Genomic DNA, 17,226 nt, shown 5'->3' with positions numbered 1-17,226 from the left:
AAGTGAGACGTAGTAACTACGTTCTCACTTTTTTATTTTCTCTATGTTTTTCTTTATTTTCAATTTGTATTTAATCAAGAGTTTTTCACATTTTGAATTACTTATTTCATCATATAATTAATCAAATTTTCAACAAATCAAAAAGATTGAAATTCACTAATGAAACACGTAATATAGACTCTGACTCTAAAAAAAGCGCGTTAAAAAATAATGAATAAATTAGGAGGTTTTATATACGAGTTGTTAATTTTAAAAGACTGAGAGGATTAAATTATGTGGCGTAATAAAAATGTTTGGATCGTATTAATTGGGGAGTTTATTGCTGGTCTAGGGTTATGGCTTGGTATTCTTGGTAATCTTGAATTTATGCAAAAATACGTCCCTTCTGATTTTATGAAATCCGTTATATTATTTATCGGACTGTTAGCTGGTGTTCTAGTCGGTCCAATGGCTGGGCGTGTCATTGATCAATATGAAAAAAAGAAAGTTCTTCTTTACGCTGGATTTGGTCGTGTTATTAGTGTTATTTTCATGTTTTTCGCTATTCAATATGAAAGTATCGCTTTCATGATTGCATTTATGATTGCACTTCAAATTTCCGCGGCATTTTATTTCCCTGCATTACAATCTGTAATTCCACTCATCGTTAATGAACATGAGCTATTACAAATGAACGGTGTACATATGAATATCGGTACAATCGCTCGTATTGCAGGTACTTCACTAGGTGGCATTCTTTTAGTTGTAATGAGTTTACAGTATATGTATGCCTTCTCAATGGCAGCATACGCTTTATTATTCCTCTCAACTTTCTTCCTACAATTTGAAGATAAAAAATCCGCTACATCAAGTAAACAATCAGCTAAAGATAATAGTTTTATGGAAGTATTTCGTATTTTAAAAGGAATTCCTATTGCTTTTACAGCACTTATATTAAGTATTATCCCTCTATTATTTATAGCTGGATTCAATTTAATGGTTATTAACATTAGCGAAATGCAACATGACCCAACGATTAAAGGATTCATATATACAATTGAAGGTGTAGCATTTATGTTAGGTGCCTTCGTTATTAAACGTTTATCTGATCATTTCAAACCTGAAAAGTTACTATACTTCTTCGCAATTTGTACCGCTTTTGCACACCTTTCGTTGTTCTTTAGCGATATTAAATGGATGGCACTTGCCTCATTTGGTTTGTTTGGATTTAGTGTAGGCTGCTTCTTCCCTATTATGTCGACAATTTTCCAAACGAAAGTCGAAAAAAGCTATCACGGACGTCTCTTCTCATTCCGTAATATGTTTGAAAGAGTTATGTTCCAGATTGTCTTACTTGGAACTGGCTTCTTCTTAGATACGATTGGGTTACAATATATGGTTCTCATCTTCGGAGTTATTTCGTTGTTGATTATTTTTATTTCCTTATCTAAGCAGAAACAATTTAAAAAACAAACGTCACAATCTGCGAATATATAAAACTAATACTTCTTAAGAATGGATCCCGTATTTTACTGGGTCCATTCTTTTTGAATGTCAAGGATTAAAATCTATTTTCTTTATGTAGTTCAAATATTTAAAGGAGTATCCCCTACTACTTTCGAATAAAATAAATTATAGATTTTTCAAAAAGGAGCTGTGGAAATGTCTTATGGCATCCAATTATTAATTATCCTTCTTTTTTCATTGGTCATGTTTGGCGTCCTTAATTTTTTAGCCATTTCCTTATCTCAAAATAACTTTAAAAGAAGGATTGTTGCAGGTTTCCTATTTTTATTGTTAACTCCCATTATCTTTTTGACTACTACAGCACTCACATCTATATTCGATAAAGGTGGTTTGGGAGTAGCTAACCTAGTCTTCATTATTTTAAATGTATATATTGTAAATGGAATTGTCATTCTTCTTTCCGCTTCATTTATCCTCAAAAAACATAACATAGGATAGAGTACTAGGCATGAATCTAGCATTACACTAGATTCATGCCTTTTCATTTTAAAAATCTCACCTTACTCCAAATTTTTATGTGAAATTTAAAAATTCTTTATGAAAATTTAAACTTTATTTTTTACAATATTCCTATCGTATTCGCACGTTTATAAAAACGAATAAGAAAGGAGTACACAATGAAAAAGTTTCTATTTATTTTCCCTATATTAATCGTTCTACTTAGTGGATGTAGCAATAATGATATATACGGCTCTTGGGAAGTCATTGATAATAAAAAAGGTGAATGCCCTGTATATTATAAATTTGAAACAGTTGTGAAAGAAGAAAAGAAAGAAAAGGTTGTTCACAATTTAGTGGAAATGCAAACAACAAATAAAAAAGAGGATTTATTTAAGGGATCGTTTGTTAAAAATTCTAACGTGTATCGTATTGATTATGGTAACTCGTTTACATCGGATCAATCTTTAAAAGTTGTCGATAATGAATTAAATGTATACTTTTTTACAACTGAAAACACATGTACATATAAAAAAACAAACAATTAATCTTCATTTATAACGTAGAAAATATTTTCTACGTTATTTTTATATTTCCCCTTATTATCCTCCCTCTAAATTTGTCAATCGTTTTAATTTTCATAAAAAAATGATAAAATGTAAACATGTGTTTTCAGAATAATTAAAAATACAGAAAGAAAACACTGTTTTTAGGAGGGGTTTTGATGACTTACACTTTAGCAACTAGAATGAAAGCATTCCAATCTTCTATATTTAGTGAATTAGGGGCCTATAAAAAAGAGAAAATTGCAGCAGGTCATAAAATGATCGATTTAAGTATCGGGAATCCTGATATGCCTCCTGCTGATTTTGTGAGAGAAGAAATGGTACATACAGCAAGTGCAAAAGAAAGTTACGGATATACATTATCTGGTATTCAAGAATTTCACGAAGCTGTAACTGAATATTACAACAACACTCATAACGTTATATTAAATGCTGAAAAAGAAGTTTTATTATTAATGGGCTCACAAGACGGACTCGTTCATTTACCTATGGTTTTTGCAAATCCGGGAGATATAATACTAGTTCCTGATCCAGGATATACAGCTTATGAAACAGGAATTCAAATGGCCGGTGCAACATCTTACTACATGCCATTAAAAAAAGAAAATGATTTCTTACCTAACTTAGAAGTTATCCCTGAAGAAATCGCCAATAAAGCAAAGATGATGATTTTGAACTTCCCAGGAAATCCAGTTCCAGCAATGGCACATGAAGATTTCTTTAAAGATGTAATCGCATTCGCGAAAAAACATAATATTATCGTTGTCCATGATTTTGCTTATGCTGAATTTTATTTTGATGGTCAAAAGCCAATTAGCTTCTTATCTGTACCTGGTGCAAAAGAAGTTGGCGTTGAAATTAATTCTTTATCTAAAAGTTATAGTTTAGCTGGTAGCCGTATTGGTTATATGATTGGTAACGAAGAAATTGTCGGCGCGCTTACGCAATTTAAGTCTAATACAGATTACGGTGTGTTTTTACCAATTCAAAAAGCTGCATCCGCTGCATTACGACACGGCGCTGCATTTTGTGAAAAAAACCGTGGAATTTACCAAGAACGTAGAGATACTTTAGTGGACGGATTCCGCAAATTCGGTTGGAATGTCGATAAACCAGCTGGAAGTATGTTCGTTTGGGCTGAAATTCCGAAAGGATGGACTTCGCTAGAGTTCGCTTATGCACTTATGGATCGTGCAAATGTCGTTGTCACACCAGGCCATGCATTTGGTCCTCATGGCGAAGGTTTTGTACGTATTGCACTTGTTCAAGATAAAGTAGTATTACAAGAAGCAGTTGAAAACATTAAAAATAGCGGTATTTTCTCTATTGAAAAAATAGAAGAATTAGTTAAGAATTAATAATAACTCCCCTGCTTAACTTTAGCAGGGGTATTATTATTCCTGGAGGTACGATATGAATATTAAAGATACTCTTCCCCATCGCTATCCATTTTTAATGATTGATAAAATTACAAACGTTAAAGAATCTCAATCAGCTACAGGATACAAACTGATCACAAATAACGAGTGGTTTATTAATGAAAATCAAAACTATATGCCTCATATGCTAATTGTAGAAGCACTGGCTCAACTTAGTGCTTTTGTAAGTACAGGTGAATCTGAAGGACTTGGTTTCCTCTCCTCTTTAGATGGGGTGGAATTTCATGAAAATGCGTATCCCGGTGATAAACTTGACTTACATTATGAATTAACACGTAACAGACGAGGTTTTGTTCTTTGGAAAGGAATTGCCTCTGTAAACGGTCAATCAATCGTTACCATTGAAAAGCTATTAATATATCAAGCTGATTAAACAGATTACATAGTAAGGGGTAGGGAAATGCGGAATGTTGTTGGTATTGATGCTGGGGGAACATTAACAAAAATTGCTTACTTTAACGAAATGAACAAATTAGTTTTTGAAAAATTTTATTCATATGAACATGAAAGAATTAAAGAATGGCTTCATAATAATAATTCAATTACACAATTATGCATTACAGGTGGTAAAGCTACACAGTTAGAACAACTCCTTTCAAGTTCATATAAAATAGTAGAATTAAACGAGTTTGAAGCTACTTTAGCAGGAGTACGATACATACTAAAAGAAGAAAAACGTGCTATAAACAGCTTTGTATTAACAAATATCGGTACAGGTACTTCCATTCACTATGTTCACGACAAGCAATATGTTCGCGCTGGTGGAACTGGAGTTGGCGGTGGTACTATTATGGGTCTTTCAAAACTATTAACAAATACAGATCATTTTGAAGACGTGATTCCGCTTACGAAAATTGGTTCAAGAAACAGTCTAGATATTACAGTTGGAGATATTTATGGTGGGATTCTCTCCCCTCTTGATAATAACTTAACTGCTAGCAATTTCGGAAAAGCGACCATTACAGACTCAAATTATAGTAGTTCAGATATACTAGCTACCGTTCAAGGACTTGTCGGTGAAGTCGTCACAGCATTAAGTCTTCAATTCGCCGAAACAAAAAATATTGACCATATCATTTACATCGGTTCTACTCTATGTAATAACGTACATCTTCAAAATATTATTAGTAGCTATACAGAATATCAAAACAAAATACCAGTCTTTTTACAAGACGGCGGTTATAGTGGTGCAATTGGTGCTTTACTTCATAGTTCGAAATAAAAAAGCTGACTTTTGTCAGCTTTTTTGCAATGGTACTTCAAATTCAATAATTGATTCTCCATTCTCACCAATTCGTTCCACACTAATTCTATCAATTACACAATTTAACTTCTCATGAAAACTAGGAATATCCTTCGCTATTTCAGTTGCTAACTCTGTGCTATGTTTTCTCCCAACTGTTACAGGAGCGACACCTCAAACAGAGCAATTTAAACGTGCAGTAAATGCTCGTATGAGGGCATTTGAAATAGGTTCTGTTAAAGATGTTTCGAAACTTGTATTACAAGCAAATAGCCCATAAAAATAAAAACTTCTCAAATGAGAAGTTTTTATTTTTATATCACATGATTACTATTCCCGCGCCAAACTTTCCTGAATTTTATATAACAAGCAATTCTCCACGGAATAATATAAGATACCGCAACGACGTAAAATAATAAACCAATTATTTGCGGATCTAAGCCAACGATATATTGTCTTGAACTATATCTTAAAATAACAATTCCGATAAAAGTAATTAAAAAGGCAGCACTTTTTTTCGTATAAATGTTTCCGTCTTCTCTTCGCTCATAGTTTGTTAGAAATATAAGTGGGATTGCGAAAATCACCCCAATGGATGCTGCTATAGTCACTTGTAATATAGCTGGATGTATTGGATCAAAAAACAATAAAATACCCGGTGTTAAAAATAGTAATGGCCACAAAATACGTTTTCCCGTTCCCTTTATCGGCTTATACATAGAACGATATCGTCGCCAAAAAATTAGCAGTGCCACGCATAAAAAGACGGTTATTAGTGAAGAAGTATCTCCCATACAGTCTTCCTTCTCTCTTAAAGTATTTGTGCTTAAATCGTATCCTCAAAAGAAACTTTACGAATAAATAGAGCGCTAATTATAAAGTATATTAAAATAAGTACTATCGAAATTGATATAAAATTGGGTATATCAAGTAACGATTTACTATCAATAAATACCAATTCTTTCAAACCTACCTTACCATAAATTGTACTCGTCAACCCCAAGAAAAAAATCACACTAACAGCAAAGCCTATCCAATTAAATCTTTTCTGAAAAATAGTTGTTAATTGAAATAAGCTAGCTAATAATAGATAGAACACGAACTGTGCAAAGAATTGTTCGATTGTATGTGCTCCTAAATTTATATGTTTCGTTTCATAAAATGTACCTTGTAAAAGCAAAACTTGTAGAAATGAAAAAATTACTGATTGTAATATGATAAAACATACTGAACCAATAAAGAATTGTAATCTAGTAACGCCAAATGAGACAACTGTACGAAATATGTCATCTTGAACAAGAAAAACACTTGCCACAATAAATATTGCAATTGCAATAGATGAATTATTGAAGATATCATGTAAAAATGCTACCTTTAGTCCCTTTATATCAGTTGCAGTTGTTGTCCATTTTATAAGTAATGCCACACACCAAAAGATAAGAATAGCCTTATAATGAAATTTCATATGTAACTTTAATTGTTTTAAAAGCATTTTCATTTCACCTCATTATCTGTTAGATAAATAAATAGTTTTTGCAGTGTTACTCTGTCTATTTCTAACCCTTCAGTTTCTATCAGCTCATAATCTCTAGCAGAAAGATCTCCCCATATCGCAGAAATCTCTTTATTCCCATACAACTCTTGTTTTACAACATTTTTCCCCATTAAAAAATTTGTCACTTTATCTTTATGTCCTGATATTTTGTGTCCTTTTTCTAAAAAATCTTCCACAGAGGATTGAACAGCTAATGATCCTTCTTTTAATATGATTACATTTTCTATAACATGGGACACTTCCTCAACTAAATGTGTTGATAAGATGATTGTTCGTGGATATTCATTATAATCTTCCAATAATAATTCGTAAAACAACTCTCGATGTGCTGCATCTAAACCGGTAGTCGGCTCATCAAAAATAGTAATTGGTGCTCTACTAGCTAAACCTTTAATAATACCAACAATTGTTTGCATACCATGGGATAAATCATAATATTTTTCTTTTGCATTCAATTGAAATTTTTTAATAAGTTCCTCAGCATATTCTTGATCCCAATTTTCATAAAACATGTTACACAAATAAAAAACATCTTTTACCTTACTACTTAAATTAATGTTTTCTTTCACCTTTACGAAACAAATATTTCGCATCGCTTTACTATTTTCAAATACATTTTCACCAAATACAGATACGCTTCCACTACTTGAAATAATCTGACCTGCGAGTATGTTTAATAAAGTTGTTTTCCCCGCTCCGTTTCTTCCAAGCAAACCATATATTTTATGCTCTTCCAATGAAATAGTTACTTCGTTAACAGCTAATTTCTTTTTATATTTTTTAGACAAGTTTTTCGTTTCAAGTGCAATCATCCCTCTTTCCCCTCCTTCGTAATTTTGTGTATCATGTCCATCAATTCGTCTTTTGATATTTTTAGTACTTTTGCTTCTTCCCACACTTTAGGTAAATACTCGGTCATAAAAGTATTTTGTCTTTTTTTTAGTACGACTTCTTTTGCTCCCTTTGTAACAAACATCCCGATCCCTCTCTTTTTATATAAAATCCCCTCATCTACTAGTAGATTTACTCCTTTTGCAGCTGTAGCCGGATTAATTTGTAACATCTTCGCAAATTGATTTGTCGACGGAACTTGTTCTTCTTCAAGTAATATGTCTTTTAAAATATCAGATTCAATTGTTTCTGCAATTTGTATGTATATTAACTTATTTTGTTCTAGAGTAGGTTTCACGATTTCACCACCTTAGGTTCATAGGTTCATTACTTATGTAATTAACCATAGCACAACGTTATATTTTTTTCCATAATTTTCATCAAAAAAAGAATCATTCAATACTGAATGACTCCCTTAAAAAAATGTCCGTATTTTCAATCATAAAATAACCACATCTTCCTCCATATCACTTAGATTTCCGCACAGGATGTTCATTAAAAAATTGCTTTCGAAAATCTTTATTATTAACTAGCTTTTCTATTTTTTCTTGATTACCGTAAAAGAAATTCATTACGATTCCCTTATTCCATATAAGATCATCCTTTGGCAAATCATTAAATTCTTTATACAGTATGGGTAAAAGTTCTTCTCTTTTTAATGCAAAACTTTGATTTTCAATCTGAAACTCATACCCTTTCGCATTCGGTACTAAAACTGCAAGATAAATAGCATTAAAGAGAAAGTTTTTTTTCATCGTATCCTTTTCGTCAAACCAATACGTCTCAATGATATCTTCTGTTAAGTTACCGTTCTTTTTCTCACCGTATTTCACCGCGATCTTCTCATTTTTCAAATTTATACTTTGAACTGTTTCACCACCAGGTAAGTTTGTAACAATCGCAAACACATCGGAATTATTTCCAACGTATGTCCCCATATATTTTTTAAAAGCCCCAGGTTCAATATGTGATATTTCTTTTATTTGCTCCCCATTAGAACAAGCAGTAACAACTAATAAAATTGTTAGCATAACACCTGCTATTCTATTCATATACTTCATTAGACACCCCCACGTTCTATTTATTATCCAATCCATACAATGTATCCTTTAAAAAGCCCTTTTAAATATACGCATTTTAATCAAAATTAAAAATTTTCACTTTTTACGTTTACAATTATCGATTAATTGTATATAATTACTAACGTAAGAAAAATATTCTAAAAGGAGGTCGAAGGAAATGATGAAATTACAATTACATGCTTTAACTTTAGCGTTAACTGCACCTGTGTTTTTCGGACAATTAAATATGAATTCGACCACCCTAACGGAGAATTGAAAATCGTACTTTATTTCTATTAATTCATAAATTCGCCACAGGAGGTCGTATACTTTCCTGTGGCTTTTTCACGCCCAGCCATAGGAAAACGATATCTTCCTGTGGCTTTTTCGTGCGATTTTTTAGTCTCATACATTATTTTTTAAAGAAAGGAGCAACATTCGATGACTATTAGCGTATTGTTTTTAAGTATTACGATTCAAAGAAATACACTTTCCAAAGCTGAAATTCTTCATAATGAGCAAATTACAAAAGCTATGAATGATGTTAAGGAGCGCCAAGTGCTTTATTGCGATCACCTGTAATTCCTTTTCGAAAGGAGGAATTCGTCCATGACTTTTCATATTTTCTTTTTTACGACAGCACTTCAGAAAAAAACGTTATCTGAAGCTGAAATCTTTCGTAAACAACAATTAAAACAAACTATGGATAAAATAACGGACATTAAAAGTTCGTATTATACACAAATGTATTAAAATTTTTTTTAAAGGGGCAATATCCTAATGAAATTCAAAGCTTTCTTTTTAACTATCACCATTCAAAAACGTAAATCTTCAAAAGCTGAAATCTTACGTGAACAACAAATTAAAATTATTATGGACGAAGTAAAAGAGCGTCAGTCCTCTTATTACAATCGCCTTTACTAAATAAATTATAAAGGGGTAATTTCCTAATGAAATTTAAGGCTTTCTTTTTAACGATTACCATTCAAAAACACAAACTTTCAAAAGATGAAATTTCTCGTGAACAACAAATAAAAAACATTATGGATGATGTGAAAGAGCGCCAGTCCTCTTATTACAATCGTCTTTACTAAATAAATTATAAAGGGGTAATATCCTAATGAAATTTAAAGCTTTCTTTTTAACGATTACCATTCAAAAGCGTAAACTTTCAAAAGATGAAATTTCTCATGAACAACAAATTAAAAATATTATGGATGATGTGAAAGAGCGTCAGTCCTCTTATTACAATCGTCTTTACTAAATAAATTATAAAGGGGTAATATCCAATGAAATTCAGAGTATTATTTTTAACAATTACCATTCAAAAACACAAACTGTCTGAGTCTGATATGCTTCATGACCGACAAATTGAGCAGGCTATGTACAACGTAAAAGAACGACAAAGTCATTATTGTAGTCACCTGTAATTCCTATTCGAAAGGAGGAATTCATGTATGAAGTTTCACCTTTTCTTTTTAACCATTACGATTCAAAAAGAAACTATATCTGCAAATGAAGTAAAACAAGAGGAACAGTATAAAAAGATTATAGATGAAATTCGTGATCGTAGAAGCAAGTACTACACTCACCTATAATTGTTTGAACTTATATTAGAAATGAAAGGAGTCGATTATGATGTTAATAACGCGGTGTAAAGAAATGATTTGGATAGTTCAGAGGGATTCCACATAGTTCATTTAACAAAAATTCACCGCCTGATTTGATGTGTAAAAAATATACAATAATAAGTATTTCATACACTAAAAAATAAAAGATACACCCCTTTTTATTAAGCGGTGTATCTTTCTCAACATATTCTATTTCCGTTTACTTCGTTTCGTCTTAAACAATCTCACTAAGTTCGAAACAACTGTTTTTGTTACCGCATAAGCTGGTACTGCTAAAATCATTCCGATAATTCCCGCGAAATTACCTACCCCTAAAATAAGGATGATAATTGTCAACGGATGGATATTTAATTTTGAACTCATAATACGCGGTGAAATGATGTTACTTTCAAACTGTTGTACGATTGTTACTATAATAATTACGTACAGAGCTTGCATCGGAGATACGAACAGACCTATAATGACAGCTGGTGCTGCTCCGATAAATGGACCTAAGTTCGGAATTATATTTGTAAATGCTGCGATAATTCCTAAAACGAAAGCATACGGTAAACCGATGATTAAATAACCAGTAAATGTAAAGGCACCAATAAACATACAAACGAGCGCTTGACCTTGAATATATGCAGATAATGTTTCGTTCGTTTCCTTTATGATACGAAGTCCTTCTTCACGGTAAGACTCTGGTAATACACTAACAGCTTTTCCTGGAAATGCATGTCCATCTTTAAACATATAAAATAAAATGAACGGTACTGTAAAGATAACTAACGCCACGTTCGTGATAATACCAAATAAAGCCGTTGCACTCGACGTAAGTGTGTTTGGTATTTCCTTTAAGTATTCAATTGCATTTTTCTCAATTGTCTCAATGGAAACGTAGTTTTGTGTAGATAGCCATTCAAATAATCTATGATGGGATAGATCTTGTATGTATACTTTTCCCTCTTTTATGTAAGTCGGCATATTTTTTACTAAATCCATTAACTGTTGTGAGATGGTTGGAACAACTACTCCAATAGCAACTCCAGTTAATGTGATGATAAAAAGATACAGTAGTAAAATCGCTAAACCTCTAGGTACTTTTTTATTCTCCAAAAAGACTAACAATGGGTTAAATATGAAGTATAAAAATAACGCGATTAAAATTGGGAAAAATAATGTTGATATGAAGATACCAATCGGTTGAAATAGAAACGATATTTTTGTGCAAATAAATATAATTCCTACAACCATCAGCACTTCTAATGTCCAAAAGTGCACTTTCGATTTCAAAAAAACGTCCTCCTTTAAACTAGCACTTCTCTTCATTGTACCAAATTAAACTTAGATTTCACATAATATTTTCCTTTACAATATTCCAAAATCCCATTAAATACACTACAATGAGATTACAGACAAATTTGCAGGTAAAGGTGATAAATATGACACAATGCATCATTTGCAGAAAAGATACGAAAGAACTTAGTGAACAATATGTCATTCCAGAGATATTATGTGGATATTATTTCATAAATTCAATTTGTGATTCATGTCATGAACATATGACAACAAATATTGATCGTCCTTTAATTAGACATAAATTAAGTCAATATAAGATTGAGCAAATGAAAAAACAAATCGATTCCCCTCTCTATACGAATGAACATGGTGAGGAGCTAGCAGCCGCTGAGACAGATGTAGTCGAAGTAAGTGATGAGATACTTTATTCCAATGCATTAATTATGAAACTATGTAAAAAGCACGATATTTCATTACATAATGAAATTTGGAAAGAAGAGCGCGTAACAAAAGTAGCTAGTTCTATTCAACGTGAATTGCTTTTAGATAACCGTAAATATAAAATGAGTGTATTAAAAATGGCTTATACTTTTGCTGTACAAACAATTGATGGCTACTTTGACGATCCAGATGCGATTGATATTTCTACCATTCTATTAAATGCCGATTTCATGGAATTAAAGGAAAAGAGTATCGTTCGTGACTTAAGCAAAAGCTCTTTATGGAATACATTAAATACAACGAGCGAAAACCATTACTTTATTTTACTTAGTGATAAAGACGGGCTATTCTGCTTCATTCGCCTATTTGATATTTTTGATGTTGTTGTTCATTTATCAGAAAAAAGATACAATCTTCCATCACCAATTGTCGGCGTAAATAATGTAGACAAAAAAGGATTTTTTGTGGAAAGTTTAAAACAGTATATGGATGGGCTATTTAAAGAAACTACACGTTCTATTTAATCCACGTAGGAACATACGGTCTCCTTTCTTCATGAAAAGACACTGTGTTATAATGAGTGTGAAAAGAACAATACAATCACATAAAACAATTAAAACCTGTATATAAATAAAAAAGACTAGTGTGCGGCTACACACTAGTCCACGTAACTTAGCAGATTGGATTGTTCATTTATCCTATTTGTTTCGTACAAACACAACAACCCACATTCTATAGGCATAGGTGGGTTGTTATTTTTTGAGCTTGTCAATTAAGACGACAATAAACGTTAACAATGCAATGAGAAACAGTCCACCTTGCAGCAGCAACGTAATTTCACTCACGTATTATCACCCCCCTCCTACTTTGGAGAAGTGATAATTGAACAACCAACCGTACCATAAGTTACCTCTTAATTTTATCATATTTTTTAATTGTTTACGACGAAAACCCGCAAGCTAGTAAGCTGCGAGTTTTTTTATTTTTCATGTAGAAAAAATCTCTTTCTGTTTAAATATAGTCTCCGTTTCTAAAATCATTTGAGGTAAGAAGACATGAATTGTATCCGTTAATACGTTAAGAGCTTCTTTCACATAACCATTTTCAAATTGATCTAATGACTCAGGTAATTCGACTTCATCTAATATGAAATACTCACCATTAGGAAGAACCATAATATCAATGATTAAATCTTCAAATGTTACTAACTCATTTCCTACATGTGTGTTTTTTATGATATTAAAATATGACCCTAAATAATGCCCAGCATCATCTCTCCATATGTATAGGTTATACGGACGATCTTCCCAATAATATGCGGTTGTATAACTACCTTTAGGAATAGTTAATTTTATTTCGTTTGCTGTCATAGTAAAAGGGTACTGTACCTCATGAAATAGTACGATTCTCTTCGGTTGTGCTTCTACTAATAAACAAACGTGATCTACAGTTGTAGAATCATAACGTATTTTTCTTTCTATAATTTCAATCCTTGATGTACGTAAACAATTCATTTTTTAGTTACCCCTTTTATCATATAGTCCGTTTTTAATTATATCCTTTACGCTCCTGATTAAGAAAGTATACCGTATTCCGCATCATAAAAACTCCTTCTATAATGGAAGGAGTTAATGAACTACTACTATTTTATTAACCACAATTCATATATGGTCTTTTATTTTTTTCAATACAAACTCCATATACACCAAACGCACGATGATATTTAGGAGCTTTACTCATGTTTTAACTTTCCCTTAACTACATCATAAAATTTCCGTTCATCGTCTACATTTAAGTGAATACGACTTACTGTTTTAGAAAATCCATATAACAACTGCGCTTTAATTGGCTCTTTTAACGTTATTTCAAAAGTTGGAGGTTCCTTTATAAATTCCATAACAGTTGCGTCAAGAACCTCTTTCTCTTCTTCTTTCTTTAAAGGTTCGCCTTTATAAAACGCAATGTTATCAATTTGTGTAAATGATATAACGATTTTCTTTCCTAATCCAATTTGAATAATCACTTTTTCTTCCGCAACGATAATTGGATTTTTACGCATCGCTTGTATTTCAGCTAAAAAATAAAACATCGCATATATGTTTAAGATGAGTAAAACCCAAGCTATTACTGGATTCCATTGATGAAGTAAATAATGAAAAGCAATACTTTCAATTACTGTTGCGTGAATAATCATAATATAAACACCTATAGCGCCGGTCTTTTTGTGATAGGAATATGTGCATTCACCATCTGGTACTTTTTCACGCCACGATAAAAATGCATAATAGATTAATTTACACTCAGTAAGAATGATACTTACAGCCTTACTTCTTTTCATAGTAGCATCAAACGCTGCATCAATCGCATAAGAAAATGAAGAATACTCACTTCTATATTCTTTATATCGTTTTATTATTTTAGGAAGTACTCTTATAATTTTATATATAAGAAACAGTTCAAAGCATACGAACACAATTTCTCCAGCAACTATTACATACGAAACAAATGAAAAAGCTTGTAAATAATCACTAGGAATTATAAATCTTGCGAACACGTATCCTGCTATAACTACAGGAAACATATACGTTAACGAATACCTTTTCCGTATAATAAAGAAATATGTGATGACTGGAATTACAAACATAAAATCTAATAATGAACCGAGGACTACTTCTTTCGGGGCAGCTGACACTATTGGCAGGGCATACAATAAATAGTTTGATAACATAATTAAAGATACGAGTCCAATCCAAATGCCTTTTTTCCTTCGTGAAATTGATGGATTCATTCCTTCTCTCCTCTATTCAAAAACCTCATTTAAATGGTCTTTATAAAATGAAATAGCACGTTCAAATTCTTTTATCTCATCTACTTTCACAACTGTCTCTAACAGTAATTTCATCGCTTCTTCATGTTCGTTTACGTTATATTTTGCTAATGATAAAAACACTTTCATCACGTCATTTTCCGGGAACTTCTTTATCCCTGCTTCTAATACAGTAATCGCTTTATCATATTCCCCTATACAACGATACGTACTGCCAAGACCGATATACGCACCGCAAAGAGATTCACCATCAAGTCCGTTCGCAATTGCCTGTTCATAATACGGAACCGCCTCCGTTTCAAGACCCATTACATCATGTATCCAAGCGCATTGATATAGTACTTCTGCATCCCTCGTAAAGTTTGTTAATCCTATAAGTATCTCTCTAGACTGCGCATATTTCTTTTCATTTCTAAGTTTAATAGCTTGCTTTAATAAATGTTCCATACAATCCACTCCTCACAAAATGTTCATTATGCATATATCATGTATTACACATTTACGAGCAGCTAATGGCCTATTTATTCCATTGACTCAATTTAATAATTAGTGAGGGCTAAGTTCCCCCACTAATTTAATATTAACTCCATTACATACTATGCGACTGCATCTCTTTCTAAAAGCTTAAATTTACATCGCAGTGATACGATTACATAAATGCTCTAACATATTGACAATTTCTTTTGCAGTTTCATCTTTCCCATTACATAACTTCACATTACCGTCTTGTCCAATAACGTGATGCACAGCACCGCGAGAATATAAAGAATGCGGTGAGTTTGCTACCATTACACTTGCTTTTGCATCTTCCATTCTTTTACTTGCTCTTTCAATAAGTTCTGCTTCATTTACGTCACTTTCAAGTTTAAAGCCAACGAGTATCGTTTCTGGATCCCAACTCTTTACTTGTTTTAATACTTTTGGCGCTTTTTGAAAATGAATAATTGGAGCGATGTCACTTGAAATCTTTCCGTTCATATTAAGAATATTTCCATCTTGATCACAAATCTTTTCGACAACCCAATCTGAGCCAGCAGCAGCCATAATAACTGCATCTACTTTTTCATGTGTAATAATACTTTTCATCTTATCTTGTAAATCAATAATCCCCTCAAATGGGTGCAATTCTAATTGGTTATTTACATCCATTGGCTTCTCAGCGAAATAGCCATGCAAATATATTACATGTGCGCCCTTTGTCATTAGCTCTTCCGCAATAATTCTTCCAATCGTACCTTTTGCTAAATTTGTATGTCCACGTACTTGATCCCATTTTTCTAGGCAGCCGCCGCTCGTAATTAATACTTTTTTCTCCTGCATAATAACCATCCCTTACTGATTTTTCGCACGAAACCACTCTGTTCCAAAGTCAACAGCATCACGCTGCCTCATAAAACGGCACGTCGCATTCCCTATCTTCCCACGCGTAACTGTTCCTTTAAGCTCATATTCAACTCCGATTTCTACAAACGTATCAGAATCGTAATCCATTTCAACGAATTCTTTCCATACTCTTACACCTTCTTCTATAATAGGTGCTCCTACCTTTATTAACTCGCGTGCACCTGTACGTACCTCAGATAAATGTATAGACGTATTAGAGTCATAACCAACACCAAGTAATAATATGTATCCATCTAAATCGTATATTTTTCGTAATGGCGATTCTTCACCAAAACTTATGGAAAGTGAATGATTCGCTGTAATTTCTTCTGCGTGTTGCCCCCATGCTGCAAAACTACTGAGTGGATGATTACTGCGCAATACATTCGGATATGTACGAAAACATTCAACTACTTCTCCCATTGCCCTTGTTGGTGTTATACGTGGATCAAATGCTGGGACGTTATCCCGAATAATTTGCCACCATTCTTCTGGTACAGGTGGTCTTGACCAATGTTTTGGATCGGATAAATCCGAAGATTGCGTCGGCATAATTATCGTTCCTTCTTCTGTAACAACTTTCATTAACGCTTCTACTACGGCAACTGCACCGCCTGATATCCAACCGATTGAACTTAATGAAGAATGTACAATAACTGTCATTCCCTTTTCTATCCCTAATGCTTTTAAATCATTTGTAATTGTTTCGATTGTATTTGGAAATTGTGTATTCGCCACTATGTCATTCATTTTCACGATTGTTCCCCCATTTTGCTTTAAACTAATACATACATATATTATCATATTTTTCTTAATTTTTAACTTAATCATTTCAATTACTATACCTCTGTCGTTTTTATCATATCGGAAACAGTTAAATTATGGTGTATTTATTTAAAATTAATATAGAAAGGTGAACACAATCAAAAACTTTCAATCTAGCAATCTTAATTTATACTAATAT

The 17,226-nt window shown here is 32.5% G+C and carries 27 protein-coding genes and 1 pseudogene; 15 read left to right on the top strand and 13 right to left on the bottom strand.

Annotated elements, in window-relative coordinates; all coding sequences use genetic code 11:
- Nucleotides 1-273: 273 nt before the first annotated feature.
- The 6 genes from MHH66_RS12245 (at nucleotide 274) to coaW (ending at nucleotide 5,171) form a co-directional block, all read left to right on the top strand.
- Nucleotides 274-1,476 (top strand): MFS transporter, encoded by a 1,203-nt coding sequence (locus tag MHH66_RS12245; RefSeq protein WP_002032512.1) that lies wholly within the window; start codon nucleotides 274-276, stop codon nucleotides 1,474-1,476.
- A 165-nt stretch (nucleotides 1,477-1,641) separates the two neighbouring features.
- Nucleotides 1,642-1,944, top strand: a complete 303-nt coding sequence (locus tag MHH66_RS12240) for a hypothetical protein (RefSeq protein WP_078184971.1) — start codon at nucleotides 1,642-1,644, stop codon at nucleotides 1,942-1,944.
- 179 nt (nucleotides 1,945-2,123) lie between these two features.
- Complete coding sequence (locus MHH66_RS12235) at nucleotides 2,124-2,492, top strand: hypothetical protein (protein WP_002127817.1); 369 nt, start codon at nucleotides 2,124-2,126, stop codon at nucleotides 2,490-2,492.
- 176 nt (nucleotides 2,493-2,668) lie between these two features.
- Nucleotides 2,669-3,868: an LL-diaminopimelate aminotransferase gene (locus tag MHH66_RS12230; RefSeq protein WP_016120380.1), complete on the top strand. Its 1,200-nt coding sequence runs from the start codon at nucleotides 2,669-2,671 to the stop codon at nucleotides 3,866-3,868.
- A 55-nt stretch (nucleotides 3,869-3,923) separates the two neighbouring features.
- Nucleotides 3,924-4,322, top strand: a complete 399-nt coding sequence (locus MHH66_RS12225) for a 3-hydroxyacyl-ACP dehydratase FabZ family protein (RefSeq protein WP_078184970.1) — start codon at nucleotides 3,924-3,926, stop codon at nucleotides 4,320-4,322.
- 27 nt (nucleotides 4,323-4,349) lie between these two features.
- Entirely contained in the window at nucleotides 4,350-5,171 is an 822-nt protein-coding gene (gene coaW, locus MHH66_RS12220; RefSeq protein ID WP_078184969.1) for a type II pantothenate kinase, read from the top strand.
- 15 nt (nucleotides 5,172-5,186) lie between these two features.
- On the opposite strand, the pseudogene MHH66_RS12215 reads toward coaW, so the two are convergent.
- Nucleotides 5,187-5,354, bottom strand: a pseudogene (locus MHH66_RS12215) (2'-5' RNA ligase family protein); the annotation flags it as partial.
- On the opposite strand from MHH66_RS12215, the gene MHH66_RS12210 reads away from it, so the two are divergent.
- Nucleotides 5,329-5,472, top strand: coding sequence for a hypothetical protein (locus MHH66_RS12210; protein WP_157354806.1), 144 nt, complete (start codon nucleotides 5,329-5,331; stop codon nucleotides 5,470-5,472). The pseudogene MHH66_RS12215 and the gene MHH66_RS12210 sit on opposite strands and share 26 nt — an antisense overlap.
- Nucleotides 5,473-5,506: 34 nt before the next feature.
- On the opposite strand, the gene MHH66_RS12205 is transcribed toward MHH66_RS12210, so the two are convergent.
- The 5 genes from MHH66_RS12205 to MHH66_RS12185 all read right to left on the bottom strand — a co-directional run bounded on the left by MHH66_RS12205 (nucleotide 5,507) and on the right by MHH66_RS12185 (nucleotide 8,699).
- Entirely contained in the window at nucleotides 5,507-5,986 is a 480-nt protein-coding gene (locus tag MHH66_RS12205) for a CcdC family protein (protein ID WP_078184968.1), read from the bottom strand.
- A gap of 32 nt (nucleotides 5,987-6,018) precedes the next feature.
- Nucleotides 6,019-6,690 (bottom strand): DUF4052 family protein, encoded by a 672-nt coding sequence (locus MHH66_RS12200; protein ID WP_197219277.1) that lies wholly within the window; start codon nucleotides 6,688-6,690, stop codon nucleotides 6,019-6,021.
- Nucleotides 6,687-7,559 (bottom strand): ATP-binding cassette domain-containing protein, encoded by an 873-nt coding sequence (locus tag MHH66_RS12195; RefSeq protein ID WP_078184966.1) that lies wholly within the window; start codon nucleotides 7,557-7,559, stop codon nucleotides 6,687-6,689. The genes MHH66_RS12200 and MHH66_RS12195 overlap by 4 nt, the downstream gene beginning before the upstream one ends.
- Complete coding sequence (locus tag MHH66_RS12190) at nucleotides 7,556-7,936, bottom strand: GntR family transcriptional regulator (RefSeq protein ID WP_078184965.1); 381 nt, start codon at nucleotides 7,934-7,936, stop codon at nucleotides 7,556-7,558. The genes MHH66_RS12195 and MHH66_RS12190 overlap by 4 nt, the downstream gene beginning before the upstream one ends.
- 169 nt (nucleotides 7,937-8,105) lie before the next feature.
- Nucleotides 8,106-8,699 (bottom strand): DUF4825 domain-containing protein, encoded by a 594-nt coding sequence (locus MHH66_RS12185; RefSeq protein ID WP_002127826.1) that lies wholly within the window; start codon nucleotides 8,697-8,699, stop codon nucleotides 8,106-8,108.
- Between the two features lie 441 nt (nucleotides 8,700-9,140).
- On the opposite strand from MHH66_RS12185, the gene MHH66_RS12180 reads away from it, so the two are divergent.
- The 7 genes from MHH66_RS12180 to MHH66_RS12150 are packed head-to-tail and all read left to right on the top strand — an operon-like array spanning nucleotide 9,141 to nucleotide 10,297.
- Complete coding sequence (locus tag MHH66_RS12180; protein ID WP_000156202.1) at nucleotides 9,141-9,281, top strand: YrzI family small protein; 141 nt, start codon at nucleotides 9,141-9,143, stop codon at nucleotides 9,279-9,281.
- Between the two features lie 27 nt (nucleotides 9,282-9,308).
- Complete coding sequence (locus MHH66_RS12175; protein WP_000142704.1) at nucleotides 9,309-9,452, top strand: YrzI family small protein; 144 nt, start codon at nucleotides 9,309-9,311, stop codon at nucleotides 9,450-9,452.
- A 27-nt stretch (nucleotides 9,453-9,479) separates the two neighbouring features.
- Entirely contained in the window at nucleotides 9,480-9,623 is a 144-nt protein-coding gene (locus MHH66_RS12170) for a YrzI family small protein (RefSeq protein ID WP_000668987.1), read from the top strand.
- A gap of 26 nt (nucleotides 9,624-9,649) precedes the next feature.
- Entirely contained in the window at nucleotides 9,650-9,793 is a 144-nt protein-coding gene (locus tag MHH66_RS12165; protein WP_000668953.1) for a YrzI family small protein, read from the top strand.
- A 26-nt stretch (nucleotides 9,794-9,819) separates the two neighbouring features.
- Complete coding sequence (locus MHH66_RS12160) at nucleotides 9,820-9,963, top strand: YrzI family small protein (RefSeq protein ID WP_044444166.1); 144 nt, start codon at nucleotides 9,820-9,822, stop codon at nucleotides 9,961-9,963.
- 25 nt (nucleotides 9,964-9,988) lie between these two features.
- Nucleotides 9,989-10,129, top strand: coding sequence for a YrzI family small protein (locus tag MHH66_RS12155; protein WP_078184964.1), 141 nt, complete (start codon nucleotides 9,989-9,991; stop codon nucleotides 10,127-10,129).
- A 27-nt stretch (nucleotides 10,130-10,156) separates the two neighbouring features.
- Nucleotides 10,157-10,297: a YrzI family small protein gene (locus tag MHH66_RS12150; RefSeq protein ID WP_002065956.1), complete on the top strand. Its 141-nt coding sequence runs from the start codon at nucleotides 10,157-10,159 to the stop codon at nucleotides 10,295-10,297.
- Nucleotides 10,298-10,519: 222 nt separating this feature from the next.
- Here MHH66_RS12150 and MHH66_RS12145 read toward each other — a convergent pair whose 3' ends face one another.
- Complete coding sequence (locus MHH66_RS12145) at nucleotides 10,520-11,605, bottom strand: AI-2E family transporter (protein WP_000837889.1); 1,086 nt, start codon at nucleotides 11,603-11,605, stop codon at nucleotides 10,520-10,522.
- Between the two features lie 149 nt (nucleotides 11,606-11,754).
- Here MHH66_RS12145 and MHH66_RS12140 point away from each other — a divergent pair, with 149 nt between their 5' ends.
- Nucleotides 11,755-12,576 carry an HNH endonuclease gene (locus MHH66_RS12140; protein ID WP_000189680.1) on the top strand — a complete coding sequence of 274 codons (822 nt, stop codon included), beginning with the start codon at nucleotides 11,755-11,757 and terminating at the stop codon, nucleotides 12,574-12,576.
- Nucleotides 12,577-12,804: 228 nt separating this feature from the next.
- Here MHH66_RS12140 and MHH66_RS12135 read toward each other — a convergent pair whose 3' ends face one another.
- The 6 genes from MHH66_RS12135 to MHH66_RS12110 form a co-directional block, all read right to left on the bottom strand.
- Nucleotides 12,805-12,897, bottom strand: a complete 93-nt coding sequence (locus tag MHH66_RS12135; RefSeq protein WP_087945754.1) for a putative holin-like toxin — start codon at nucleotides 12,895-12,897, stop codon at nucleotides 12,805-12,807.
- 141 nt (nucleotides 12,898-13,038) lie between these two features.
- Entirely contained in the window at nucleotides 13,039-13,566 is a 528-nt protein-coding gene (locus MHH66_RS12130; RefSeq protein WP_002013419.1) for a DUF402 domain-containing protein, read from the bottom strand.
- Nucleotides 13,567-13,784: 218 nt separating this feature from the next.
- Nucleotides 13,785-14,840 carry a hypothetical protein gene (locus MHH66_RS12125; protein ID WP_078184963.1) on the bottom strand — a complete coding sequence of 352 codons (1,056 nt, stop codon included), beginning with the start codon at nucleotides 14,838-14,840 and terminating at the stop codon, nucleotides 13,785-13,787.
- 12 nt (nucleotides 14,841-14,852) lie between these two features.
- Complete coding sequence (locus MHH66_RS12120) at nucleotides 14,853-15,326, bottom strand: tetratricopeptide repeat protein (protein ID WP_002084932.1); 474 nt, start codon at nucleotides 15,324-15,326, stop codon at nucleotides 14,853-14,855.
- 183 nt (nucleotides 15,327-15,509) lie between these two features.
- Nucleotides 15,510-16,199, bottom strand: coding sequence for a phosphopantothenoylcysteine decarboxylase domain-containing protein (locus MHH66_RS12115; RefSeq protein ID WP_002142205.1), 690 nt, complete (start codon nucleotides 16,197-16,199; stop codon nucleotides 15,510-15,512).
- A 12-nt stretch (nucleotides 16,200-16,211) separates the two neighbouring features.
- Entirely contained in the window at nucleotides 16,212-17,012 is an 801-nt protein-coding gene (locus MHH66_RS12110; protein ID WP_125930143.1) for an aminoglycoside N(3)-acetyltransferase, read from the bottom strand.
- Between the last annotated feature and the right edge of the window lie 214 nt (nucleotides 17,013-17,226).

This window comes from Bacillus sp. FSL H8-0492, assembly GCF_038006145.1.
Lineage (GTDB): Bacteria > Bacillota > Bacilli > Bacillales > Bacillaceae_G > Bacillus_A > Bacillus_A mycoides.
The sequence above is the reverse complement of the archived record's forward strand: the minus strand, read 5'-3'. Positions and strand labels throughout refer to the sequence as shown.